Annotated in this window: 23 protein-coding genes; 8 read left to right on the plus strand and 15 right to left on the minus strand. The window is 40.0% G+C overall.

What is annotated here, in order from left to right:
* Nucleotide 1: 1 nt before the first annotated feature.
* From FTV27_RS05625 to FTV27_RS05635, 3 genes are read left to right on the plus strand one after another with little or no spacing between them, the layout of a single operon-like run.
* Complete coding sequence (locus tag FTV27_RS05625; RefSeq protein ID WP_078194237.1) at nucleotides 2–865, plus strand: MotA/TolQ/ExbB proton channel family protein; 864 nt, start codon at nucleotides 2–4, stop codon at nucleotides 863–865.
* 14 nt (nucleotides 866–879) lie between these two features.
* Nucleotides 880–1305 (plus strand): biopolymer transporter ExbD, encoded by a 426-nt coding sequence (locus FTV27_RS05630; protein ID WP_078190074.1) that lies wholly within the window; start codon nucleotides 880–882, stop codon nucleotides 1303–1305.
* An 18-nt stretch (nucleotides 1306–1323) separates the two neighbouring features.
* Nucleotides 1324–1737 carry a biopolymer transporter ExbD gene (locus FTV27_RS05635; protein ID WP_078190075.1) on the plus strand — a complete coding sequence of 138 codons (414 nt, stop codon included), beginning with the start codon at nucleotides 1324–1326 and terminating at the stop codon, nucleotides 1735–1737.
* Between the two features lie 103 nt (nucleotides 1738–1840).
* On the opposite strand, the gene FTV27_RS05640 is transcribed toward FTV27_RS05635, so the two are convergent.
* The 6 genes from FTV27_RS05640 to FTV27_RS05665 form a co-directional block, all read right to left on the minus strand.
* Nucleotides 1841–2299, minus strand: a complete 459-nt coding sequence (locus FTV27_RS05640; RefSeq protein ID WP_180077432.1) for a nucleoside deaminase — start codon at nucleotides 2297–2299, stop codon at nucleotides 1841–1843.
* A 39-nt stretch (nucleotides 2300–2338) separates the two neighbouring features.
* The gene (gene bioD, locus FTV27_RS05645) at nucleotides 2339–2983 is read right to left on the minus strand and encodes a dethiobiotin synthase (RefSeq protein WP_180077434.1); all 645 of its coding nucleotides are present in this window, start codon (nucleotides 2981–2983) and stop codon (nucleotides 2339–2341) included.
* Nucleotides 2980–3768: a malonyl-ACP O-methyltransferase BioC gene (gene bioC / locus FTV27_RS05650; protein WP_180077436.1), complete on the minus strand. Its 789-nt coding sequence runs from the start codon at nucleotides 3766–3768 to the stop codon at nucleotides 2980–2982. Before bioC ends, bioD begins: the two co-directional genes overlap by 4 nt.
* Before the next feature lie 7 nt (nucleotides 3769–3775).
* Nucleotides 3776–4933, minus strand: coding sequence for an 8-amino-7-oxononanoate synthase (locus tag FTV27_RS05655; RefSeq protein WP_180077438.1), 1158 nt, complete (start codon nucleotides 4931–4933; stop codon nucleotides 3776–3778).
* A complete protein-coding gene (gene bioA, locus FTV27_RS05660; RefSeq protein WP_180077440.1) occupies nucleotides 4930–6222 on the minus strand; it encodes an adenosylmethionine--8-amino-7-oxononanoate transaminase in 1293 nt (430 codons plus the stop codon). Before bioA ends, FTV27_RS05655 begins: the two co-directional genes overlap by 4 nt.
* An 86-nt stretch (nucleotides 6223–6308) precedes the next feature.
* Entirely contained in the window at nucleotides 6309–7040 is a 732-nt protein-coding gene (locus tag FTV27_RS05665) for a YqiA/YcfP family alpha/beta fold hydrolase (protein ID WP_180077442.1), read from the minus strand.
* 190 nt (nucleotides 7041–7230) lie between these two features.
* Here FTV27_RS05665 and FTV27_RS05670 point away from each other — a divergent pair, with 190 nt between their 5' ends.
* On the plus strand, nucleotides 7231–7797 hold the full coding sequence (locus FTV27_RS05670) for a peroxiredoxin (protein ID WP_180077444.1): 567 nt from the start codon (nucleotides 7231–7233) through the stop codon (nucleotides 7795–7797).
* 57 nt (nucleotides 7798–7854) lie between these two features.
* Here the strand turns inward: FTV27_RS05670 and bfr are convergent, their stop codons facing one another.
* The 3 genes from bfr to FTV27_RS05685 form a co-directional block, all read right to left on the minus strand.
* The gene (gene bfr, locus FTV27_RS05675; RefSeq protein ID WP_067762676.1) at nucleotides 7855–8319 is read right to left on the minus strand and encodes a bacterioferritin; all 465 of its coding nucleotides are present in this window, start codon (nucleotides 8317–8319) and stop codon (nucleotides 7855–7857) included.
* A 361-nt stretch (nucleotides 8320–8680) separates the two neighbouring features.
* Nucleotides 8681–9655, minus strand: coding sequence for a 23S rRNA (adenine(1618)-N(6))-methyltransferase RlmF (gene rlmF, locus FTV27_RS05680; RefSeq protein WP_180077446.1), 975 nt, complete (start codon nucleotides 9653–9655; stop codon nucleotides 8681–8683).
* Between the two features lie 381 nt (nucleotides 9656–10036).
* A complete protein-coding gene (locus FTV27_RS05685) occupies nucleotides 10037–10204 on the minus strand; it encodes a hypothetical protein (RefSeq protein WP_180035875.1) in 168 nt (55 codons plus the stop codon).
* 437 nt (nucleotides 10205–10641) lie between these two features.
* On the opposite strand from FTV27_RS05685, the gene FTV27_RS05690 reads away from it, so the two are divergent.
* Nucleotides 10642–11706, plus strand: coding sequence for an aldehyde reductase (locus FTV27_RS05690; RefSeq protein WP_257229973.1), 1065 nt, complete (start codon nucleotides 10642–10644; stop codon nucleotides 11704–11706).
* A gap of 65 nt (nucleotides 11707–11771) precedes the next feature.
* Here the strand turns inward: FTV27_RS05690 and FTV27_RS05695 are convergent, their stop codons facing one another.
* A complete protein-coding gene (locus FTV27_RS05695) occupies nucleotides 11772–13970 on the minus strand; it encodes a TonB-dependent siderophore receptor (protein ID WP_180077449.1) in 2199 nt (732 codons plus the stop codon).
* Nucleotides 13971–14399: 429 nt separating this feature from the next.
* Nucleotides 14400–15458 (minus strand): outer membrane protein Omp38, encoded by a 1059-nt coding sequence (omp38, locus tag FTV27_RS05700; RefSeq protein WP_180077451.1) that lies wholly within the window; start codon nucleotides 15456–15458, stop codon nucleotides 14400–14402.
* 378 nt (nucleotides 15459–15836) lie between these two features.
* On the opposite strand from omp38, the gene FTV27_RS05705 reads away from it, so the two are divergent.
* The 3 genes from FTV27_RS05705 (at nucleotide 15837) to FTV27_RS05715 (ending at nucleotide 18305) form a co-directional block, all read left to right on the plus strand.
* Nucleotides 15837–16358 (plus strand): GspH/FimT family pseudopilin, encoded by a 522-nt coding sequence (locus tag FTV27_RS05705; RefSeq protein WP_180077453.1) that lies wholly within the window; start codon nucleotides 15837–15839, stop codon nucleotides 16356–16358.
* A gap of 113 nt (nucleotides 16359–16471) precedes the next feature.
* Nucleotides 16472–17647 (plus strand): acetyl-CoA C-acyltransferase, encoded by a 1176-nt coding sequence (locus FTV27_RS05710; protein WP_180050276.1) that lies wholly within the window; start codon nucleotides 16472–16474, stop codon nucleotides 17645–17647.
* Nucleotides 17648–17855: 208 nt separating this feature from the next.
* Nucleotides 17856–18305, plus strand: coding sequence for a VOC family protein (locus tag FTV27_RS05715; protein ID WP_180077455.1), 450 nt, complete (start codon nucleotides 17856–17858; stop codon nucleotides 18303–18305).
* Nucleotides 18306–18376: 71 nt separating this feature from the next.
* Here FTV27_RS05715 and FTV27_RS05720 read toward each other — a convergent pair whose 3' ends face one another.
* The 4 genes from FTV27_RS05720 to FTV27_RS05735 all read right to left on the minus strand — a co-directional run bounded on the left by FTV27_RS05720 (nucleotide 18377) and on the right by FTV27_RS05735 (nucleotide 24578).
* The gene (locus FTV27_RS05720; RefSeq protein WP_180077456.1) at nucleotides 18377–18862 is read right to left on the minus strand and encodes a DUF934 domain-containing protein; all 486 of its coding nucleotides are present in this window, start codon (nucleotides 18860–18862) and stop codon (nucleotides 18377–18379) included.
* On the minus strand, nucleotides 18855–20498 hold the full coding sequence (locus tag FTV27_RS05725) for a nitrite/sulfite reductase (protein WP_078190090.1): 1644 nt from the start codon (nucleotides 20496–20498) through the stop codon (nucleotides 18855–18857). The genes FTV27_RS05720 and FTV27_RS05725 overlap by 8 nt, the downstream gene beginning before the upstream one ends.
* Nucleotides 20499–20763: 265 nt before the next feature.
* Nucleotides 20764–23169, minus strand: coding sequence for a glucose/quinate/shikimate family membrane-bound PQQ-dependent dehydrogenase (locus tag FTV27_RS05730; RefSeq protein ID WP_180041627.1), 2406 nt, complete (start codon nucleotides 23167–23169; stop codon nucleotides 20764–20766).
* A 170-nt stretch (nucleotides 23170–23339) separates the two neighbouring features.
* Nucleotides 23340–24578 (minus strand): carbohydrate porin, encoded by a 1239-nt coding sequence (locus FTV27_RS05735; protein ID WP_257229977.1) that lies wholly within the window; start codon nucleotides 24576–24578, stop codon nucleotides 23340–23342.
* Nucleotides 24579–24717: the final 139 nt, after the last annotated feature.

Consider the following 24717-nt stretch of genomic DNA (forward strand, 5'->3'; position numbering starts at 1 on the left):
AATGAATAAAATGATGAAATCTGCGCGTATTTTTGCATCTGCTACAGTTTTAGTAACAAGTACATTACTCCCACTGCAAGCAGCATTTGCTGAAGAATCTGCAAATACTGCAACAACACAAGTAGAAACTACGAATACAACAAATACACCTGCACCGCCACCAATGCCTACAGCAACCAAAGAAGTCTATAACCCGTATGGCTTAGAAGCACTATGGCGTGAAGGTGACATCGTTGCTAAATCGACACTCTTTATCTTGGTCCTGATGTCGATTGGAACTTGGTACATCATGGTCACTAAATTTATTCAACAAGCTAAAATTAAACGTCAAGGCAAAGAAGCCGAAGCTAAATTTTGGGATGCTGCTTCAATTGATAGCGCAGCAGAAACCTTAGACGAATCGAGTGCATACCGCTTTATTGCAGAAAAAGGCATTAATTCAACTAAAAAACATGGCGGTAATCTGCTGGAACGTATCGACTTCAACACATGGGTGACTATTTCAATCCAGCGTGCTATCGATAAAATTCAAAGCCATTTAAGTGGTGGATTAGCTTTCCTCGCAACTGTCGGTTCGACTGCACCATTTGTGGGTTTGTTCGGTACAGTTTGGGGTATTTACCATGCTTTAACGGCAATTGGTATTTCAGGTCAAGCATCTATTGATAAAGTTGCAGGCCCAGTCGGTGAAGCCCTAATTATGACGGCAATTGGTTTGGCTGTAGCAGTACCTGCGGTTCTTGGCTATAACTGGTTAACGCGTCGTAATAAAGCAGTTCTAGATAATGTTCGGACCTTTGGTTCAGATCTACACACCGTACTTTTAAGCGGTGAGATCAAAAACAATAATAACGACACAAAATAAGAGAGGCATCAGCCATGGGAATGATGGTCAATTCAGATGGTGACGAAGATGATGTAATTTCAGCCATTAATACAACACCTTTGGTTGATATTATGTTGGTGCTGCTCATTATTTTCTTAATTACAGTACCTGTTGCAATCCATACAGTTCCGGTGAAGTTGCCTGAGGAAAAGAACACGCCTTATGAAACTAAACCGATCAATATTCAGATTGCTGTCAATAAAAATGGCGATATCTTCTGGAATGAAAAATACATTGCAGATAAAGATACGCTGATCAGTCGACTACAAGCGGAAGCTAAAAAGCGTCCGCAACCTGAAGTTCATATCCGTGGCGATCAGGTGACAAAATATGAAGCGATTGATGAAGTCATTAGTGCGACACAAGCAGCAGGAATTGGCAAAATTGCTTTTGTCACTACTCCTGTTGCCGCACCATAATCGGATGAGGGACAAGGTATGGGAATGAATGTCGGTTCCGATAAAGACGATGATGTTATGTTGGACGTCAACATGACGCCATTGATCGATGTGATGTTGGTTTTGCTTATTATGTTTATTATCACAATTCCAATTCCAAATAATTCGATCAATATTGATTTGCCAAACGGTACGCCACCGCCAACCAATGAAAAGCCGCCTGAGCCAGTCACTTTACGGATTGATGCGCAGGGTAAATTATTTTGGAATGGTCAACCCGTTGCCAATAAACAAGCTTTAGAAACACTTTTTGCTGGTGTTGCACAACAAGCAGATCAAGATACGATAAAAGTGCAACCTGACAAAATGACAGAATATAAAGATGTCGCTATGGTGATGGCAGCAGCACAACGTTTGAATGTCAAAAAAATTGGGGTCTCAGCAAATCAATAATTGCTCCCCAACAATAAAGCCAACTGATCACCTCAGTTGGCTTTTTTAATTCTTCACAGAAATCTATACAGTTAGTGACTCAGAAAGAAACTCTTATTATTTATTAAGTATTTTTCTGCTTCCAAAATTCATATAGCTCATGATCACAGTTTGGCTTTAACTGACTAAAACTCAACCCTTGCTGTTCATGAGGTTCATGTCTTAATTTTTCGGCAATCTCTGCTGTAGATAAGCCATAGGCTTCTGCATCAGCATTTGAATAGGCATATACAATTTTTTCAACTCCAACCATTCGCAGAGCTGCCAAACACATTGGACACGGTTGTCCGCTCGCATAAACGACACAGTCCTTCAAAGACGTCGTATTTAAATTTTGTCCGGCTTGTCTTAATGCATTTAACTCGGCATGAGATGTCGGATCGCCCGAGATTAATATTTGATTCACCCCTGTACTCACCACAACGCCATGCTTAACGATCACAGCACCAAATGGCCGACCACCTTGCTCAATATTTTCTTTCGCAAGTTGAATCGCAAGTTCTATAAACGCATGATCCGTCATAAATACGCCCAATCATTGTTAATATAAAGAGTTAGCCCATTATGCCAATACAGGAACATCAATCCATAACGCCTCTGGAAAGTGTTTGGCTAAATATGCTTTTAAATATTCAGCAGTATCTTTAGAAATCAATGCATCTTGCGATTCATGATTTAAATTATAAGCCAGTGCATAAAGTGCCAAGCCACGACTTTTTAGTGCTTCCAAACTTAAAATCGTATGGTTAATGCTGCCCAAACGACCTGATGTCACCAAAATAACGGGATATTTTTTCTCTACAACATAGTCGATGGTTAAAAGATCCGTGGTTAATGGCACCATCAACCCACCCGCACCTTCGAGTAAAACGTTGTCATATTTTTCAGTTAAACGTTTTGTCGCGTATTCGATTTTAGCAAAATCAATGTCACGTCCATCGATTTTGGTGGCGAGATGTGGCGATGCAGGATAACTAAATATTTCAGGCATCGTGAGTTTGGTTTCATCTTCGACCAACAACCCTGTACCCATAATTTGACGATGTTGTTCTATATCCTCAGAAATATCGACATTGCCTGTTTGGATCAACTTTTGCGTGATCGTTCGCGCCCCTTGCTCATTCCATATTTTAGCCAAATAGCCTGTGGTATATGTTTTACCGATGCCTGTATCGATCCCACTAATGAAATAAACTTGCCCTGTCATGGCATTCTCCGTGCAATACAAAAAATCGGATGATAGGTCAGTGTATAACGCATCTGCCCAGTTTCATCACGCAAAGAAAACTGTTGATATGCTGAATAAAAATCAAAGAGCGATTGTTTCGTCCAACGAAAATGTGAGGCTGTCGCAGTCACACCTGTCGCTTTTAAATGCTGCAAAACCTGCTTTGGATGATCAAAATATAATGCCGCTGTCTGCTCTGAAAGATGCAGAATTTCAAAACCATTTTGACTTAATATAGCTTGAAGCATGTCGATATCGAGGTAGTCCAAACCCTGCCCAGTCAAAGCTTTTATTTCCTGTAAATTCTGCTGTCCAAAGGTCGAAAAACAAAAATATGCCTCTGGATTTAAACTTTGAAAGGCTTTTTCGACAATGCCCGCAAAGTTCCCTACCCATTGCAAAGCCGAACTCGATGCGATCAAGTCGATATGCTGTGGAAATTCAAGTTGTTCGATATCTCCAAGTCTGTACTGAATCTGCGGACTTGACTGAAAATGCTGTTGAATTTCTGCATATAGATCATTTAAAACCAAACGATTGATTTGCATATTTTCCAGCATTAAATGGCTTAAATTCCCCGAGCCACATCCAATTTCAAAAAGCGTTTCCACAGGATGATTTTGCAACTTTGGACAATACTGCTGCATCAACTCAAATAAATGTTGAGCAATCTCTTTTTGTGCTACGGCATGTTCAGCATAGCTGTGCCCTGCCTGAGCAAAGCGTAACGCCACTTGGGATTTATCAATCTCAAAATTATTCACAAGTCACTCACAACAATTGAGTCAACTGATCCAAATCAGTTTGTGTAATCTGAGCAGTGAGTGAAATGCGTAAGCGCGAACTATGCTGCGGCACAGTGGGTGGACGTACAGGCATGATATAAAAACCTGCCGCTTGCAAAGCTTGAGCCTTGGCAACTGTTTTATTCGACTCGCCAATAATGACAGGCACAATATGTGATGTAGATGGACAATCAAAACCTTTGGCTTGCACAGCTTGTTGCAAATTTTGACTGATTTGCTGTAAATGGTGACGCTCTGCTTTTAAATTTAAAACATTCTTGAAAATAAAATCTGTCCACGCCATACAGATCGGGGGCTGTGCGGTACTAAAAATCAACGGTCGCATCGAGTTAATCAAATAGTCACGAATAATCGCATGACAGATGAGATATCCCCCTATTGAAGCCAGTGCTTTACCAAATGTCCCGACTAAAAGATCAATATCATCCATCACCCGATATTGCTCAGCACAGCCTAAACCACGCTCACCGCGCACACCGATCGCATGCGCCTCATCGACATACAACATCACTTTGGAAAATTGTTTTTTGATCCGTACCAGTTCAGCCAAATCGGTTTCATCACCATCCATACTGAAAATCGATTCAGTCACCACAATGATCCGCTCAAAAGCCTCATCTTCATGATATTTGCATAAAAGCTGAGAAAGATGCGCCAAATCATTATGGCGATAACGTACATATTTCGCAGTCGATAATCGGATGCCATCAATCAAACTGGCATGAATTAACTTATCCGCCAATATCAAGGTTTTACTGTCTGCCAGTGCAGGTAAAATCCCGATATTCATGTGATAGCCGCTGTTAAATAACAGTGCAGATCGACCATGAAAGGCATCACTTAATGTTGATTCAAGTTGTTCATATTCAGAAAAGTTTCCTGTCAATAAACGCGATGAGGATGAACTCATCCAACGCTGTGCGTTCGGGGTTTCATCAAAGAATTGTTCACGTAGGTGTAGGTTTGAAGCCAAACCTAAATAGTCATTTGACGCTAAATTCAACATGGTATGATCGTGAATACTAATGTAACGATCATGCTGATGATTTGAAGTGAACTGACGTAAGTTGCCTTGCTGTTTTAGTTGATCAAGTTGATCTGAAAAATGGTTGAGCAGATTCATGCTGGCTGCACCATGTTTTTCACCACCTCAACCATGTGTTCTAACAAATTTTTTAATTCATGCTCTGAAATAATATATGGGGGCATAACATAAACCAGCTTACCGAATGGACGAATCCAAATACCACGACGGACAAACTCCTGTTGTAGGGTTTTCATATCTACATTAAAGGTCAATTCCACCACACCAATAGCACCAAGTATTCGCACATCTTTGACATGTTCAAGCGATGAAAGTGTTGGTAAATGAAACTTCAATTGAGTTTCGATACGTCGAATATTGGCTTGCCAATCTTGAGAAAGTAGCAGTTCGGTACTTTTTACAGCCACAGCGCAAGCCAAAGGATTTGCCATAAAGGTTGGGCCATGCATAAACACGCCGGCTTCGCCTTGGCTAATCGTATTCGCGACTTTCTGCGTAGTCAGGGTTGCAGACAAGGTCATATAACCGCCTGTCAGTCCTTTGCCAATACACATAATATCTGGCTCAACTGCGGCCCATTCCCAAGCAAAGAGTTTTCCTGTTCGCCCGAAACCTGTCGCGATCTCATCAAAAATCAATAAGACCTGATATTTCTCACAGAGTAATTTAGCTTGACGCAAATATTCAGGGTGGTAGAAACGCATGCCTCCTGCACCTTGCACAATCGGCTCTAGAATCAATCCCGCAATATTTTCATGCTGTTCTGAGAGAGTCTTTTCTAGTTCAGCAATATCCGCAGGATTCCACGCTTGCTCAAAGCCAATTTGCGGCGCAGAAACAAAAATTCGATTGGGCAAACTTGGGCCAAAAATTTGATGCATCCCAGTCACAGGGTCACAAACCGACATGGCATTCCAAGTGTCACCGTGATAGCCCGAACGCGGCGTCACAAAGTTAGTCTTTTGGGTTTGACCCAATGACGACCAATATTGCACCGCCATTTTCAATGCCACTTCTACAGCCACTGAGCCTGAATCTGCATAAAAAATTTTATCTAAACTGGGCGGGGTGATTTTTAACAGTAATTTAGCCAGTTGAATCGCGGGATCATGTGTCAATCCACCAAACATGATATGAGACATCTGTTGCAGTTGATCGGTCACAGCTTGATTTAGCTCGGGATGGTTATAACCATGAATTGCACACCACCATGAAGACATACCATCAATCAATTGACGACCATCTTCAAGCTCAATCATTACCCCTTGCGCACGTTTCACTTTAAACGTTGGAAGGGGCTGAGTCATCGATGTATAGGGATGCCAAATATGCTGCTGATCAAATTGTAGATCGGTTAAATTGGCCATCCCTCACTCCATGTATCAGGCTTAAACATCAATGTGGCAAGATGTTACCCCCACGCCAATGAAAAATAAATTGCCATAAAGCCCAGCTATTCAGAGATTTGTTCTATTTTCTTTAAATATTGGCAGATTTTGCAACTTATGACTTCAGATTGAAACAAGGGAAAGCCATGTGAGCCAGAAACCAATTCAGTCTCCAAAAACTTTACAGCTAAATTATGCAGTAAGCGTCCAACTTTGTAACTAACCAAATAATCTTGCTTAGCAAAAAAATGGTATTGATGACCAGTGTAATTTTTCAAGATACTGACATTATTGAGCTTCTCCAAACAGTTCAATCCTGCTCGAAGCACATCTAAATTTTGCGCTTGAATCAAACTTTGCAAGGTGATGAAATCCTGCTTAGTGCTATCAGTACCCTGACAAACCATATAACCAAACTTCTTTAGGGTCGAAATTGCATCTTGCTCGAAAGATTGTTTGAAGCTTTGAAAACTCGCTTGATCCATCGCAGCAGGCCACTGTTCATCAGCTACAAAACTTGGATTTGAGCCTAATGTGATCAGCACTTTCTGTTGTTGATATTTTTTTTGAATTTCATCTACCAAAATCGTCGCCAATTGACCACCAAGGGACCAGCCAATAATCACATCAAATTGCTGCGCCAATTCAACTTTCTGTTCCAGCACTGCTAGATTTAAGGCATCAAAAATATTCCATAATTCGACCTGATAACCTTGGGTGATCAATGCCTGCTGTAAAGGAGCAAGTAATTTACGACCGCCGCCCCAGCCAGTAATAAGTAAAATATGTTGATTCAATACAAACTCTAAAATTAAACGATTCCAAATAGTATAAAAGTTCAGAGCACGTTTGATAGTGGCATTTCAGCACATCAACCGATTTGCCAAAAGACATTCGAAATCAACTTCAATAAATATAAAATCAGCTAGCCTACAGCGCTTTAAAATTTGTTAAGATCGAATAAAGAACAATATAAACTGATGCTCTATGAAAGTTTCTTCATTGCTAAAAATCTGTTTCATGACATGTGCTTTAATAGCAACCACCCAAATCACAGTTGCCGAAACATCAATACTCAGCACCAGTCAAAACAAACAAAAACAATGGGTAGGCACACCCGCACCCAACTTTAAATTACAAGATCAAAACGGAAAATGGCACGAACTGAAGCAATATCAAGGGAAATGGCTCGTTCTGTACTTTTATCCCAAAGACAACTCACCCGGTTGTACAGAAGAAGCCAATCAATTTAAAACCCTATATCCACAATTTTTAAAAAGTAAGGCGGTTGTTTTGGGCGCAAGCTTAGATGATGTTGCATCACATCAAAAGTTCTCTAAAGCACTACAACTTCCCTTTCCAATTCTTGCCGACCAACAGCACAAGCTGGCGACACAGCTAGGTATTGTACGAAACTTAGGGATTTTGAAAGTTGCCAAACGTGAAACCTTTCTCATTGATCCGAAAGGCATTATTGTTTATCACTATACCAGCGTGAATGCACAGACACACGCGGCGAAGGTCCTGACAGATATTAAAAAACTACAACAATAGTTTTCATGGCCCAATAAAAAACCCAGCTTCTGCTGAGTTTTTTGGATATTTTTTAAATTACATTTGAGACTGAATATAATTTGGTAGGCCAATGAGTTCGATCAAACGCATTTGCTTTTCAAGCCAGTAGGTATGATCTTCTTCAGTATCTGACATTTGCTGACGGAGCATATCACGGGTCACATAGTCACCCTTTTCTTCACACAATTTTACGCCTTGAGCAAGTTTCTCACGAACATGATATTCAAGCGCCAAATCCGCTTTTAAACAAGTCACAACGTCTGTACCGACTTCAATATCATCACGATTCATATTCGGCGTTCCTTCAAGGAACAATACGCGACGAATCAATGCATCTGCATGTGAGCCTTCTTCTTGGCTTTCATGATCGATACGTTCAAAGATTTTACTTAAGCCCCAATCTTCATACATACGGGAATGAATTAAGTATTGATCACGAGCAGCCAGTTCGCCACCGATCAGCATATTTAAGTAGTCTACGACTTCTGGATTGCCACGCATTTTCTTCACTCCATACCCTTTTCAAATATTATGGACAAGTTTCAAAATGAATGCAAAATATAATTTTTGTAAGCTTATGATTTTTATATAATTTAAATGATAAACATACGCATTTGCAGTTCAATTCCGCGCATTTTTCACATATAAAAGAAGCCCTTGCAGAATATTCAAGGCATTTAGAACACGAAATAATCAAAAATCGCTGGATGCTGTTTTTTGTAACAATTAACAATACGTCTTGTTTAGCAAAAATATCTCCAGATTGATTCAACACACTGTGCTTATCGCTATAGGAAACTTTATACTGATGCCCTATGCATTGCTGTCAAAGACAAGGCGAAAATCTCCAAAGAAGACGGACTTAAGCTGAAGTCCAACGTGCTTTCTTCCACGCTTGCTGTTGCCTTAAATCTAAAAAAGTCCAAGCGACAAAACGGCTTTCTTTTTGTCCCTGCGTCATTTTAATGGTTTTCACATCCACTGCACCGCTCTTCGCTAAGGCCTTTAAAAGCACTGGCAATGTTGTTTTCTTGGAAACCAGCGTACTAAACCAAAGACATTGTTCAGCAAACTGGATGCTCTCTTGTACCATTTGGCAGACAAATCGCTCTTCGCCGCCATCACACCAGAGTTCGTTCTTTTGACCGCCAAAGTTTAATACCACCTTGCTCCGATCAACTGGCTTGCCCAGTTTTCTTAATTTTTGCGTTGCTGTCGCGTTGGCTTCATCTTGCGAGGCATGAAATGGTGGATTACACATGGTCAAATCAAAACGATCTGAAGGTTTAATCACACCATTAAAAATATTGCTCGCTTTTTTTTGCAATCGAATCTGAATGCCTTTACGCAGATTCGGATTGGCCTCCACAATAAATTGAGCACTTTTAACCGATGCAGCATGTATGTCTGAGCCTACAAATTTCCAGCCATAGCTGCGATGACCAATAATCGGATAAATACAGTTCGCACCAACCCCAATATCTAAGACTTGAACGGTGTGTCCTGTTGGAATCTGCCCTTTGTTGTTGGCACTTAACAAGTCAGCCAAATAGTGAATATAGTCAGCCCTGCCCGGAATAGGCGGGCAAAGAAAATCTTTGGGAATATCCCAATATTGAATGCCATAAAAATGCTTAAGCAATGCTTTATTGAGCATTTTCACAGCGTGTGGATCAGAAAAATCTACCGATAAATCATTATATTTATTTGGGCTGACAAAAGGTGCAAGTTCCGGACAGCTCTGTATTAACTGAGGAAAATCGTAACGACTGCGATGCAGATTTCGTGCATGTAATTCCGATTTTTGCTGCGGAAAAGATTTCTTTACTTGCGCCATGTGTATGCCAATATTCAACGGGAGAACAGAATCAACTGATAAGGCAGGATCTATACCTGCAAATTAGTCAATATTGTACGTGAATTTGACCGTAATGACGCCCCAATCCTTTTATTTATCTATCTGCAAAATTAATAACGACTAGAATATCTATTCTTATTTTATCTAGACATTTTTGTTTGCTATATCATTAAACAAAACCGCAGAACATTGATTGAATAATAGTCGCGAAACATGAAGAATCAACAAAAAAAACCAATCAGTGTTGATTGGGCTTTTTTTATCACATAACACAATGATTTATATAAAATAATTTTTTTAATTTTATATAAGGTGTATTATGTTAATTTTAGATAGTCTTAACAAATACTAGATCTAATACTAATCTTCGTCAGTTTTTTTATTCAAAACTACAATTCCACCAATAACCATTGCTGCACAAATTAAAAATGCAAATCCCGTTCCTGCGAAGAAAAAGCTTTTCCAAGCAAGCACACCTAAAATGATTAATCCCCATCCCAGACAATATTTCTTTAGATTAGATAACATTTTTTAGCCTAATATCTTATAAATCATTATCTTAATATAATAATTATTTAATTTACTCTAGGTCGCTTCTATACGTTTATTTAACGACCAAATATGAAACATCCCATTTAACATAATGGCTGTTATACGAAATGAAGAAGCCTATAACTCTGATCTAGGCTTTAAATTAAAGCGCACAAGTTAGATATGACTCTTTGTCCATTAATCTGTGAGGTTTTGCATCCATAATCATAAGAATAGCCATCTATCCAACACTCCCCCCATCTTCGCGCTTTTTACAATCAATATAAAGTACTTTTGCAGCGTTCACATGCATTCTCTGCTGAATTTAGTGCGCATTAAACCCAATCATCAACATATATTTTTTCAAATCAATCAAAGACAAAACTAAATATTCTCAATATGATAAAAAAATGCGTCTATTAAAGTTGAAGAATATGAATAGCAAGACAACAAGACAGATACTCGTCACAGGCGCGACAGGCTATATTGCCAGTTGGGTCATTAAAAACTTACTTGAATTAGGGCACACGGTACATGCCACAGTTCGTGATCTGAATAAAACATCAGGATTTGTACATCTCGAAAAAATTGCAGCTGATACAACTGGCACTTTAAAACTGTTCCAAGCCAATTTATTAGATGAGGGTGCATTTGATTCAGCCATGCAAGGTTGTGACATTGTGATCCACATGGCATCCCCTTTTGTAGTGACCAACTATAAAGACGCAATAAAAGACATTATTGAGCCGGCTATTTTAGGCACTGAAAATGTACTCAACAGTGTCAATATAACAGAATCTGTACAACGTGTTGTCGTGACTTCAAGCATCGCATCAACCTATGGTGATGCCATTGATATTCTACAGACCGAGCATAATGAATTTGATGAATCGCATTGGAATACCTCCAGTTCAGAAACTCATCAGCCTTATCCATATTCAAAAGTGATGGCTGAGCGCAAAGCATGGGATATGCAAAAAGCACAACAACGCTGGGATTTGGTTTGTGTAAATCCAGCCTTAGTGATGGGCCCTTCATTAACAGCATCGACTCAGTCTGGCAGTGTTGAGGTTTTACAGCAGTTTGCCAACGGTATGACTTTGGCGGGTGTTCCACCAATGTGGAATGGAATTGTCGATGTCCGTGATGTCGCCGATGCGCACGTACAAGCAGCATTAAACCCTAAAGCATCAGGTCGTTATATCATTAGCGGTGGTACTTTAAGTTTATTAGAAATGGGGAAAATATTACGCTCGCATTTTGGTAATAAATTTCCTTTTCCACGCAATACCTTACCGAAGTTTGCCTTTAAAGCATTTGGCCCTCTTGCAGGTTTCCCACGTAAGTTTGTTGAACTGAATATGGGTTACCCAATTTACTTTAATGCTGAAAAAAGTAAAACAGAATTAGGCATTGAGTACCGCAATATTCAAAACAGTGTGGTTGAGCATTTCCAACAACTCCTCGATGACGGTGTGGTGAAGCAATATATTCCGTGAATAACTCATCAACAAAAAAGCCACCTTAAATAGGTGGCTTTTTATATTAAAAAAATTAAACTAACTTAGAAATCAAAAGTCACGCCGACTTTATAGGTACGTGGACCACCCACTAAGGCATAACCTGAGTTGAATGTACCTTCCCAATATTTCTCATCAGTCACGTTAGCAATATTGGCTAAGAATGTAGTATTTACACCACCCAAATTGGTTTTATAACGCGCACCTAAATCTAAGATTGTATAGTCTGGTAGTTTAAGACTATTAGTTTCATTTAAATATTGTTCACTCACATAATTTGCACGCGCATTCACATTTAATCCATCTACATAAGGTACTGCATAATCTAAGCCAAGCGTTGCGGTAAAGTCAGGAATACCATATACCGAATTACCTTGATTAGTTACACGCTTTTTCACCGCTGCTTTGGTATATTCAGCATCGATATAAGCCAAACTACCCATCAGATTTAGACCTGTATAAATCTCTCCTGAAAATGCCCATTCCACGCCACGTGAACGTGTTTCTGCATCATCTGTGGTAATTTGATTGATTGTACTATTGGGTTGACCATCAGTATATGAAGATACCATGGTCGATGGTTTTTCAATTTGATAAAGGGCAAATGTATTCAACCAAGAACCTGCTTGATATTTTGCACCCAATTCATATTGCTTAGTTTGAAATGGCGCGAAAGTAACATTATTGTTAGCATCTGCAACGTTATTCACCGTTACCCCTTCAGAAAGTCCCTCTACATAGTTTGCATAAATAGAAAGATTCTCACCAAAAGGTTTAACCACAACACCTAAGCTAGGCGAAATTTTATCATCTTGATAGCCAGTCTTTCTTTGTAAATTCTTGGTATCGATATCCTGATAGCGTGCACCGACAATCAGCTGCAATTTATCATCTAACAGGGAAAGCTGATCAGTAAGAGTATAACTAATATATTTATTATCCAATAATGAAGCCATAAGTGGCTTACCTTCAGGCATCATTTCATTAGAGCTAGGATCATAAATATTAGTCGGATACTCTACTGGTGTTGCACCTTGCCCGCTATGCTGGCTCGTTTTGCGTTCCAAATAGTCTGCGCGTAAACCCAAAGTATGTTTTATTGCAGCGGTACTGAAATTACTAACTACTCCAAAATTCGCAGTTGTGTTCTTCTCATTCATACCTACACGGTAATATTGAGAAGTTGCATCGCCAGTATTACTATCATTTACAATAAAGCGTGTACCAAAGATATGACCACGATATTTTTTCTCGACTTGACCAACACCAGCATTAAATTGCAACGTATCATTAAATTTATATTCTCCTGATAACCCCGCAAATTGTGTATTGGTGTGACCTTCTAAATTAGAGAAATAATTAGTATCCCCCTCAGGAGCGTCCATTAATCTTAAAGGCTTAGTGCATTTTTTGGGATTAGTAATTCCTTCACATGAAATGAAGCCTACCATCGCAGGTGAACCACCATTACGATCATCACGTACCGCATAGGCATCAAAATTAAGTTTTAACTTATCCGTTGTATAGTCTGCAGCAATTGCACCTGATGCATGTTTATCTTCCATGCCTTCAATAATGTGCTCACCTTGACCATAAGCACCATTCACACGTAGACCAAATTCTTTTTCAGCACCAAAACGTCGCGAAACATCAAAACCTGATTGGTAAAAACCACCTTCTTCCATTGAAGCTGAAACTTGAGTTTTTTCTTTATCTGCACGCTTAGTTTTAGCGATGACCACACCACCGACCCCACCAGCAGGCGACATACCTGCAACCAAGGCATTCGGGCCTTTTAAAACCGTTACCGAATCTAGAAATTCAGTCGGTACGCGTCCATAAGGCGCCATACCGTACATACCATTGAGTGCAATGTCATCGTGATTGATGTCAAAGCCACGAATATTAAAGTTTTCGTTTATATGACCTTGGTTGGTGGTCATACGAATACTCGCATCATTTTTTAAAACTTGTGCTACAGTTGACGCTTGCTGTTCTTCAATCAGTTTTTCACTATATGCTGTTACGCTAAACGGCGTATCAACAATTTTTTTATTTCCCAAAGCACCAAGTTCTGTCTGCGCTTTCAACTTACCATTTGCAAGTTGCTTTTCTGCAGGTACCTCAATTTGAATTGTTTCAAGCACGGTTCGCTCTGCTGCATTTACTACTGCAGATGTGCCCACCCCTAAGATCGCGATTGAAATCGCACGGACTAAATGAGTTTTTGCAAAATTGATCATTGTTGAACGCTTAATTTATTTGAATAAGAATCATTATTATATTTAGAATAATTCTTAACTGCATCATGAATCCCGATGATAATATTTTTTAATGAAAAATATAAATATTCATTTTTTATAAATTGTAGATAAGACAAATGTAAATAATTGTTTATTATTAATTTTATAAAAAATAAAAACACAAACTGTGCATGTTAAATTAAAGTTCTCAGGCAAACAAATGATTAATTAATATACAAATAGTTTGAATTTTTACATGCTTTATTGCCTTTGAATAGATGTATCCATTTACATCCTACGATTATTCAAAAGTTAATAAGGCATTATGGTTAGTGCCTTTTAGCCAAATTTAAGTCTCTTTTTTAATTTTTTGACATAAAAAAAGCGACTCAAAAGAGCCGCTTTTTTCTAACCGAAGTTAAACTCAAATTATTGAGCTTGACCAGGTTGAGCCACTACAGTACGGCTACCAGAAATCGTAGCGAATACGCGACGGTTCATAGCACGACCTTCTTTAGTGTTGTTGTCAGCGATCGGTTGATCCCACGCGAAACCTTGAGTAGATAAACGAGCTGGGTCAACGTTGTATTCGTTAACAAGTGAAGATTTAACAGAGTTAGCACGAGCTAGTGATAAACGTTCGTTTAGAGCACGTGGACCAGTGTTATCTGTGTGACCTTCGATGTTAGCTGTAGCATTAGGGTATTCACCTAATTTTTCAGCTACTTTAGCAATTTCAGGTTTGTATTGATCTTTGATGTTTGATTTGTTTGTATCAAAGAACACACGAAGTTCCATGTTAAGATCTTCAGTCAACTCTTGAGGAGCTGGAGCAACTGGAGCAACTGGAGTTACAGGAGCAACTTCAACTACAGGAGCAGCAGGTTTCAAGTGACCGCCAAGAACTACGTTAAGACCAGCTAAAGCTGTGTAGTTCCAGAAATCTTCATCGATGTTGTAAGTAGCACGAGCTTCAGTACGTAGAGATAAAGCATCGTTTAAGCGCCAGAAAGCACCTAAACCAGCATTACCCAAAGTACCTTCTTCAGTAGTACCACGAGCTTGTGCAGATGGAGCTAAACCACGAGCAGCAGCTTCGTCAAATTTGTATTTGTAGTGACCAGCACCCAACAATACATATGGCTTAACTTTGCTGTCATAGTTTTTAGTGATCAAATCAGAAGTAGCATAGAAGTTACCATTGATTTGAGTTTGTTTGTATTCGCCGAAATCAACGTCTACATCACCTTTAACTTGGTTATATTCAGCTTCGAAACCTAACCATGGAGTTAATTCAACACCAAGTGCTGCACCAACAAACAAGTCATCTTGTAGCTCAGGACTTTCAGTTAAGTTACCACGGCTGTTGTTGTGTTGAGAATCTTGGAAAGTGTAACCAAGCATTAATGGAGTAACAGTTACGCCTGCGTTTGCAGCTGCTAAAGGAGCAGCTACGAGCATTGCTAATGCAATACGACTCATTTTCATGGATTTATCCTCCAGAGATAACAATTGTTGTTCAAGCTCAAGCCGAAAAATTGGCTATCCTGAGATAGGCTTTCTTATACCCCAGTTTTTTTTTTAAGCTATTCACGCTGAATCATACAAACACTTTTTTCTTTTTCCAAGTGCTTGATTAATCTAATCAAGTAAATTATTGACAAAATTACTTACAATTTCCGTTGTAATTCGGTAAATTTTTACTCAATTTTGAGCAGTGAATCGCCTATTGTCACTTGCTATTTTCATTTTAACAGCTTTATCTAAAATTGAGTAATAAAATTCTATACTCAAAATTAATATCGCCATTAAAAACACATATAACATTAGACATATAAAAATAATATTAAATTTTGGATTAAATCAATGCTTTACAATAAAGAAAACGGCTTTACGTTATTTGAACTTTTGGTCTCAATTGCGATTATGGTCATTATCGTGACGATAGCTTTACCACATTTCAACAATTTAATGGCGCAGCGAGAAGCGAATAACATCAAATTGACTATTCAGAATCACAATGCATTCGCACGGGCTCAGGCCACTATTTATCATTCCAATATTGTGATTTGTCCTAGTCTTAACTTTAAACTTTGCCAACCTAACAACTGGAACAGTGGTCTGATCATATTTATTGACAGTAATAAAAACCGTCAAGTCGACGCAAATGAAAAAATATTGCTGCAAGATAAACTCAATTTAAAATATGGCGATCTGTCTTGGCGTGGGACTTTACACATTCCGAGCCTAACCTTTCAGGCTAGCTCCGGTTTACCCAATGGTTCAAATGGTAGTTTCTACTACTGTTCGAAATCAACGCTTCAACCGATCCGAGCAGTCTTAAGTCGAATGGGACATTTACGATTTGAAAACCCAACCAGTTGCTAATTTGAGAACCGGTGAGTCCAAAGCAGCCTTTTAAATTTGCTTTATTCCTGTTCAATTTTACTTATACTGCTGACGTATTCAAAAATTAATGTATAAGAAAATGGAGACATGTAATGACTGATATCGTCATCGTCAATGGTGCCCGTACAGCAATGGGTGGTTTTCAAGGGAGTTTAGCCGCTGTCACTGCACCAGAATTAGGCGCAGTTACGATTAAAGCAGCCATCGAACGCGCGGGTTTACAACCGACAGATGTTGAAGAAGTCATTATGGGCTGTGTGCTTCCGGCTGGCCTGAAACAAGGTCCTGCCCGTCAAGCGATGCGTAAAGCCGGTCTTCCAGATTCAACTGGTGCCGTAACCATCAACAAGCTGTGTGGTTCAGGTATGAAGGCCGTGATGCAAGCGGCAGATATGATTAAGGCAGGTTCGGCTCAAGTCGTGGTTGCAGGTGGTATGGAGTCTATGACCAATGCCCCTTATGTTTTGACCAAAGCACGAGCTGGTTACCGTATGGGCCACGGTGACGTTAAAGATCATATGTTCTTAGATGGCCTAGAAGATGCAGAAACGGGCCGACTCATGGGTTCTTTTGCGCAGGATATGGCAAATACCAAAGGCTATACACGTGAACAAATGGATGACTTCGCCATTCGCTCGCTTAAACGTGCACAGACTGCAATTACTGAGGGTTATTTTGCTGACGAAATCGTGCCTGTCACTGTTTCGAGTCGTAAAGGCGATGTGATTATCGATAAAGACGAACAGCCTTTTAACGCTAATATCGAAAAAATTCCAACACTGCGCCCTGCTTTTGCTAAAGATGGAACGATTACCGCTGCCAATGCCAGTTCTATTTCTGATGGTGCATCTGCTTTAGTTTTAACATCAGCAGATCTAGCTTCAGCAAAAGGTTTAAATCCGCTCGCGAAAATTGTGGCTTATGCATCAAATTCACAGCATCCTTCAGAATTTACCATTGCACCTGTGGGCGCAATTCAAAAAGTTCTAGATAAATCGGGTTGGAATGTTGCTGATGTCGATTTATGGGAAATCAATGAAGCCTTTGCTATGGTCACGATGTGCCCAATTGATGAATTTAAATTAGATGCTGAAAAAGTAAATATCAACGGTGGTGCTTGTGCGCTTGGACATCCTGTTGGTTCTACAGGTTCACGCATTATCCTAACGCTGATCCATGCATTAAAACGTACTGGTGGTAAGCGTGGTATTGCTGCGCTGTGTATTGGTGGCGGTGAAGCGACTGCTGTGGCGATTGAATTGCTTTAATGCTCTGTAGACTCCCTTCGCAAAGGGCGATTTAGAGGGAATATTCTTTAATCCTCCCCTAACCCCTCCTTTAATAAAGGAGGGAGACTGAAAAATCCCTCTGTAAGAGGGATTTTTTATGCTTACATTTTAGACATAAATTGTTCACATACAGGTCAGCAAAGGCTCTTAAAATAAATGTCGACATAATAAAAAATGGATGACCATTATGCAGCTCAATCACTACTTGAATTTTCAAGGCAATACCGAAGCAGCCTTTAATTTTTATCGCTCTGTACTTGGTGGAGAATTCCTCAATGTGATGCGTTATGGTGATATGCCTGCTGAGGATGGCATTTCACTATCCGATACAGAACTGCAAAAGATTATGCATATTTCCCTACCGATCAATGAATTTACCGTGCTGATGGCCTCAGATGTCAGCGAACAATTTTGTGCACAAACTAACCAACCCTTTACAGTAGGCAGCAATCATTATATTTCGATTAATTTAGAAAGCAGTGAACAAGCTGAGGCCAAACGACTGTTTGATGCATTGTCCAAAGGTGGCTCTATAGAAATGCCTCTCGAAAAGACCTTTTGGGGTGCACTGTATGGTGCATTTACCGATCAGTTCGGTATTAAATGGATGGTCAATTGCCAGCTTGAAAACGAATAATCACTCATTAAAAGTATTTTGATCAATAAAAAAGCCTCCGAATGGAGGCTTTTTTTTATCAATCAAGGTACTTAAGCACCTGTTTGATAATGTGCTTGCGGCACAGCAGTTGATGCTTGGTATGGATTGGTAAAATCACCTAAACCAGCAGCAGCTTCAGCAATATCTTTACCTTCTTTCACTACAAAAGTATCGAAACCTGAACGCTTCATGTAGTTCAACACGTCTTTGAATACATCACCTGTCGCACGTAGTTCTCCTTGGAAACCTTGGCGACGTAACAATGCAGCAAATGAGTAACCTCGACCATCGTTAAAACCGGCAAATTCGATGAAAATAGCATCTAACTGGTCAAGCGGGAATTCATTGGTTTCAGGTGAAGCATCCACCGTTACGAAAAGTGCTTTTTTACCAGACACATTCGCAAGTTGATCTAACTGCTCAACTGTTAAAACCACGTCGCCTTGTGGCAACATACCATCTTCACCAATGACTTGGTAAGTATTGTCTGCAATCGAGCCATCTTTAGAGAGGACTTGTAGTGCTGTATTAAGCATATGCACGCTCCTTAAATGGTTGGATGCCAACACGGCGGTAAGTATCAATAAACTCTTCGCCTTCAGCACGAAGGTCTAGATAAGTATTTAAGATTTCTTCAATGATGTCTGGTACAACTTCGGCTGCAAATGATGGGCCTAAGATGTCACCAATTGATGCATCATGGTCGGCATTACCACCCAAAGTGATTTGATAGAACTCAGCACCCTTTTTATCTACACCTAAAATACCGATATTACCGACATGGTGGTGACCACACGCATTCATACAACCAGAGATGTTCAGATCCAATTTACCTAAATTGTAAATGGTATCTAAGTCATCAAAACGACGAGAGATCGCTTCAGAAATTGGAATCGATTTCGCATTTGCCAATGAACAAAAATCACCACCTGGGCAGCAAATGATGTCGGTTAAGAACCCAATATGCGCACGTGCAAGATTATGTTGATCAAGGATTTTCCATAGATCAAACAAATCTTTTTGCGGTACATCAACAAGCGCAATGTTTTGCTCATGTGTGGTACGGAACTCACCAAAGGTATATTTGTCAGCCAAGTCAGCAATCAGGTTCATTTCTTCAACAGTCATATCGCCCGGTGCAATACCCGCACGTTTCAAAGAAATCGTAACGATGCGGTAACCTTTGACTTTATGTGCATTGGTGTTGATGTTGAACCATTGTTTAAATTTCGGCTCTGCGGCAAATTGCTCTGCAAAATCTTCATCCGCATAATCTTGGTAATCAAATGGTGTGAAGTTCTCATCCATTTTCGCCAAGGTATCAGCATCAATTTTTAAAGTTTTGATGGTATGTGCAAATTCAGCTTCCACTTTCTCTGCAAATACTTCTGGTGTTAATGCTTTCACCAAAATTTTGATACGTGCTTTATATTTGTTATCACGACGACCGTGTAAGTTGTATACACGAAGTACCGCTTCTAAATAAGCAATCAAATCTTCACGTGGCAAGAAGTCACGAATAAAGCTACCAATCACTGGTGTACGGCCTAAACCACCACCAACTTTGATTTTATAGCCAATCTCGCCTGCTTCATTTTTCACGATATATACACCGATATCATGGAAAGACGTTGCCGCACGATCAGTTTCTTCCAGTGCTGAAACTGCAATCTTGAACTTACGTGGCAAGAAAGCAAATTCTGGGTGGAAAGTTGACCATTGACGAATCAATTCACACGTTGGGCGTGGGTCAGCAATTTCACCTGCAACCACACCTGCATATTGGTCAGTGGTTGTGTTACGAATACAGTTACCCGAAGTTTGAATCGCATGCATTTGAACAGATGCGAGCTCTTGTAACATATCAGGCACATTTTCTAGTGCAGGCCAGTTAAACTGAATGTTTTGACGAGTAGATACGTGCGCATAACCACGGTCATAGTCCTGAGCCAATGACGCAATTTTACGTAATTGTTTAGAATTCATCAGGCCATAAGGTACTGCAATACGTAGCATCGGTGCATAACGTTGTACATAAAGGCCGTTTTGAAGACGCAGTGGACGGTATTCATCTTCCGTCAATTTACCTGCTAAATAACGTTCCGTTTGATCACGGAACTGTGCAACACGTTCATTAACCAGTTGCTGGTCAAAATCAGTATATAAATACATGGCGTACAGCTAGTAATTTCTATTATAACAATGCACAGCATAACGAGATTTTATCTATCAAGAAAATGCGTTTTTTACATATTTAATAGCGATTTTATTGATAAGACTGTCGCAATTTCACTGATATAGCGGATTCCGGTCATTTACTTTTTATTTATTAATATATTGAATTATTTCTCCATTACTTAGCATAAATTTACATAAAGAATTTAAGCCAATAAAAAGCCCGATAAATCGGGCTTTTTATTTAGCGATGTAAAATCACTTATTTTTTATCTGGTAAAGCATACGCAACAAGGTAATCACCAAGTTTTGTACCAAATGAACCATGACCACCAGCCATGATCACAACATATTGTTTACCATTTGCTTCATAAGTCATTGGAGTCGCTTGACCACCTGCTGGTAGACGACCTTCCCACAAAGTATCACCATTCGTTACATTGATTGCACGGATATAGTTATCTTGTGTTGCGCCTACAAACATGACATTACCAGCAGTCGAGATTGATCCACCAAGACCCGGTACACCAATTTTCACAGCAGGTAATTGGAACAATTTCGGTAAACTGTCACGAATTGTACCTATACGTTTTTTCCAGACCACTTCATGTGTATTTAAATCTACACCTGCAGTAAAGCCCCATGAAGGTTGTTTACAAGGTAAGCCAAGTGGTGACAAGAAGGCTTTGATTTCCACACCATAAGGTACGCCATACATCGGTTGCACGCCTTGTTCAGTACCCGCACCTTTCGCAGTTTGCTCACGGTTTGGATCTGTAGGAATCAACTTAGTGACAAATGGCAAGCCAATTGGGTTCATCACAGCAACTTGACGGTCTTGGTTCACCGACATACCACCCCATTCAAATACCCCAAGGTTACCTGGGAATACTAATGTGCCATTTTCAGAAGGTGGTGTATAAATACCGTCGTAGTTTAATGATTTGAAATACACACGACACATCAACTGGTCAAACATAGTGGCACCCCACATTTGTTTATCAGTCAATTTATCTTTTGGTGCTAAATCAAAATCAGAGAACGGTTGAGTTGCAGAATAATGCTCACCTTTAGTTTGTGGACCACGTTTTACAGTTTGTGGAACCGCTTTTTCGGTGATTGGCACAATCGCTTTACCGGTACGACGGTCAAGGACGAATGCATTACCTGTTTTGGTTAAGACATAGATCGCAGGAACAATATTACCTGATTTATCTTTGATATCTGCCAATGAAGGTTGTGATGGTACATCCATATCCCACAAATCATGATGTGTGGTTTGGAAGTTCCAGATCAATTTACCAGTCGATGCATTGATCGCAAGCATTGAGTTTGCATATCGTTCATCTAAAGGCGTACGGTGACCACCAAAAATGTCTGGTGTGCCTACACCTGTCGGCACATAAACGATGTCAAGTTTTTCGTCATATGCTAAAGGTGCCCATGCATTCGGTGAGGCGACAGAGTATTTTTGACCTTCGCCTGGCATGGCATTTGGATCTTCCGCCCCTGTATCAAAGATCCACAATAATTCACCGGTATTGACATCATAACCACGGATGACACCAGATGGCTCTTTAGTCGAGAAGTTATCGGTAGTTGAACCGCCAATCACAATGGTTGTGCCAGTAACCACTGGAGGTGAAGTTGGGATATAACCGCCCGGATACGGATAAGGCATATCTTTTTGTAGATCGACTTCGCCGTTATGACCAAAATCACTACATGCTTTACCTGTGTCAGCATTGACTGCAACCAATCGACCATCATTTACAGGCAAGATCACTTTGCGCGGACATTCAGTTGAAGTCGAGCGTTTGTTCTCTAAGCTTTTTGCAAACTGAGTGGTATTTGCTGCGTCAAAATAAGACACACCACGACATGTTAAATGTTGATAGGTATTGTCCGCTTTAAGTTTAGGATCGAATGCCCATTTTTGTTTACCTGTCGCAGGATCAAGTGCAATTAAACGTTGGTGAGTTGTACACATAAACATGTCATTGCCGACTTTAATCGGAGTGACTTGGTTTGTGGTTTCACCTGAGTCATTTTCAGTTGGCAATTCACCTGTACGGAAAGTCCACGCCACTTCTAAATCTTTAACGTTGTCGCTATTGATTTGGGTGAGTGGAGAATAACGTACACCACCTTGTGTACGACCATAGGCAGGCCAATCTTCAGGAGCAATACCCTCAATCGCTTTGGCTGTTTGAGGTTGTGCATTTTTAATTTCACCGTGAATTTCTTGCGGATCATTAAAAATTGAATAGATCATCACGATAATCGCAATCACCAGTGTGCCTGATAATGTAATTTTCGCAGTTTTGCCATTTTCCATACCGCGTGTCACGGCAGGAATCAGTAACCAAAGGCCCAATAAGCCTAAAATATCAAAACGCGGTGCAAGTGCCCAAAAGTCAGAACCTGCCTCCCAAAGTCCCCAAATCACTGTACCCAGCATCAACGCTGCATAAATGTATAAAGAACTGTTTTGAATTTTTCTTAAGTATATTGCTGAAGCCAGCATTAACAGGCCGGCGATAATGTAGTACCAAGAACCGCCAAGGACTGCCAGCCAGATACCACCAATCAATAGAACTAAGGCGAAAATTGCCATCACAACGACGGTAAATGTTCGCATCCCAGTTCCAGTAGATGGGTTGCTCATGTTGACCACCTCTATTGTCGAATGTTGTATTTGGTGCGTGAAACACATTCAACACACCACCGTTTTTATGTCGCAAAGAGAAGTTGTTACAAAAACAATTCAAGGGAAAATATCGTAATTTTTCTCAGAATTACCGAATTGCTTTTATAAGAACTCTAATTTGACATCAATTAAAATGCTGTTTGAAATTTGATACCGCCGACCCACGCATTCTCACCATTTTTGTAAGCACCGACGTGACGGATATATTGAATATTTGGACGAATAGTCAGCCAGTTTGCTGCATGAATACCGTAGTAAATTTCTGCGTCATACTCTTCACTTTGTAGACCGCGTGCATCAACGCTGTTATTGGCAATATTGGCATCATTCACATCATCATTAATGCTGATACGACCTAAACCAATCGCAATTTCATCCTGAGGACGTGCATCGAATGCACCTTTGTAGACCAAGCCAATGTTTTGCATATCACTCACATTATTGGTGTCTGAGTCATGCACTGTGACATTTACAAAACCACTCAAACCACGTGAGGCATCGTCTTTGTGTGCTGTCAGTTGTTGTTTCGCCACAATCCAACCACCTTGATGGTGATCTTTTTCATTTATTGGGCTATCAATGACATCGGCATCAGCGGTACTATAGTAGTAACCTGCACGGTATTCACCCGGAAGCTTTTGTGTCCCCACTTTTGGAGTCCACACTACTTCAGCAGGAATAATCGCACCTTTAGAACCATCGGTACTTAAGTTCCAACCTTTACCACGTTTTAGATTTTCAGGGTTGTATTCATAAACCCCGACTTGTGCGTAGAGTTCAGGCTGAATGTTATATTTCACGCGAGCAGCCCATTGGCTGACTGGCCAGTTGTACCATTGGTCACCGACCCAGTTACCCACTTGTGAGCCACAAAGTGCTAAGTTTTGAAAGTCACAGTCAAAGCTGTTGAAATCTTCACCTTCACCGAAACGACCGACTTTAATATCTAATTTTTGGTCTAAGAATTTTTTCTTGATCCAAAAATCAGTCAAACGCCAAGTTTGACCACGACCCCACACTTCTTGTGTTGCACTTAAATGACCATTTAATGCATCTGAAGTTTGAGACAATGAACGACCATTTCGTTCAGTGATATTGATTTGTGCTTCGGTATCTTTCCAACCCGCAATTTTTTCTAAATCGAGATGTGCCCCAATCGCGAATTGGTCCGCATATTCAGTGCCATGACTTGAAGCATGCTTTGCATCTAACAAAGTAGCTAATTCGCCACCATAACTAAAACTAAAATCGTAACCTTTCTGTTGAAGCGCTGTTCGTTGACCGTTCCAATCACCGAACATCCATGGGCTTTCAGAACTGAAAGCATCTGTAGTAGTTGCCGCGTGGGTTGCTGAACCCGCAAGCATTATTCCGAGGCTAAGATATAAAGATCCAAGTTTACTCACAGCTATTTTCATTTGGAGACCTATATACCAATTGTGTTAATAGTTCATATAATACTCTCACATTTGTATAATTTATTTATTTTGTTGTTAACAACCGTCA

Origin of the sequence: Acinetobacter sp. YH12251 (assembly GCF_013417465.1) — a bacterium.
Classification (GTDB): Bacteria; Pseudomonadota; Gammaproteobacteria; order Pseudomonadales; family Moraxellaceae; genus Acinetobacter; species Acinetobacter amyesii.

Excerpts from the sequence above, each read along its gene's own strand:
- FTV27_RS05735 (WP_257229977.1), bottom strand. The coding sequence starts at position 24,578 with ATGCTTGCGGGTTCAGCAACCCACGCGGCAACTACTACAGATGCTTTC.
- FTV27_RS05720 (WP_180077456.1), bottom strand. The coding sequence starts at position 18,862 with ATGCTTAATACAGCACTACAAGTCCTCTCTAAAGATGGCTCGATTGCA.
- FTV27_RS05705 (WP_180077453.1), top strand. The coding sequence starts at position 15,837 with ATGCTTTACAATAAAGAAAACGGCTTTACGTTATTTGAACTTTTGGTC.
- FTV27_RS05725 (WP_078190090.1), bottom strand. The coding sequence starts at position 20,498 with ATGTATTTATATACTGATTTTGACCAGCAACTGGTTAATGAACGTGTT.
- bfr (WP_067762676.1), bottom strand. The coding sequence starts at position 8,319 with ATGCGTGGCAATCCAGAAGTCGTAGACTACTTAAATATGCTGATCGGT.
- FTV27_RS05635 (WP_078190075.1), top strand. The coding sequence starts at position 1,324 with ATGGGAATGAATGTCGGTTCCGATAAAGACGATGATGTTATGTTGGAC.
- FTV27_RS05685 (WP_180035875.1), bottom strand. The coding sequence starts at position 10,204 with ATGTTATCTAATCTAAAGAAATATTGTCTGGGATGGGGATTAATCATT.
- rlmF (WP_180077446.1), bottom strand. The coding sequence starts at position 9,655 with ATGGCGCAAGTAAAGAAATCTTTTCCGCAGCAAAAATCGGAATTACAT.
- bioD (WP_180077434.1), bottom strand. The coding sequence starts at position 2,983 with ATGACAGGGCAAGTTTATTTCATTAGTGGGATCGATACAGGCATCGGT.
- FTV27_RS05710 (WP_180050276.1), top strand. The coding sequence starts at position 16,472 with ATGACTGATATCGTCATCGTCAATGGTGCCCGTACAGCAATGGGTGGT.
- FTV27_RS05670 (WP_180077444.1), top strand. The coding sequence starts at position 7,231 with ATGAAAGTTTCTTCATTGCTAAAAATCTGTTTCATGACATGTGCTTTA.
- FTV27_RS05730 (WP_180041627.1), bottom strand. The coding sequence starts at position 23,169 with ATGAGCAACCCATCTACTGGAACTGGGATGCGAACATTTACCGTCGTT.
- FTV27_RS05630 (WP_078190074.1), top strand. The coding sequence starts at position 880 with ATGGGAATGATGGTCAATTCAGATGGTGACGAAGATGATGTAATTTCA.
- FTV27_RS05690 (WP_257229973.1), top strand. The coding sequence starts at position 10,642 with ATGAATAGCAAGACAACAAGACAGATACTCGTCACAGGCGCGACAGGC.
- FTV27_RS05625 (WP_078194237.1), top strand. The coding sequence starts at position 2 with ATGAATAAAATGATGAAATCTGCGCGTATTTTTGCATCTGCTACAGTT.
- FTV27_RS05695 (WP_180077449.1), bottom strand. The coding sequence starts at position 13,970 with ATGATCAATTTTGCAAAAACTCATTTAGTCCGTGCGATTTCAATCGCG.
- FTV27_RS05640 (WP_180077432.1), bottom strand. The coding sequence starts at position 2,299 with ATGACGGATCATGCGTTTATAGAACTTGCGATTCAACTTGCGAAAGAA.
- FTV27_RS05715 (WP_180077455.1), top strand. The coding sequence starts at position 17,856 with ATGCAGCTCAATCACTACTTGAATTTTCAAGGCAATACCGAAGCAGCC.
- bioA (WP_180077440.1), bottom strand. The coding sequence starts at position 6,222 with ATGGCCAATTTAACCGATCTACAATTTGATCAGCAGCATATTTGGCAT.
- FTV27_RS05655 (WP_180077438.1), bottom strand. The coding sequence starts at position 4,933 with ATGAATCTGCTCAACCATTTTTCAGATCAACTTGATCAACTAAAACAG.
- omp38 (WP_180077451.1), bottom strand. The coding sequence starts at position 15,458 with ATGAAAATGAGTCGTATTGCATTAGCAATGCTCGTAGCTGCTCCTTTA.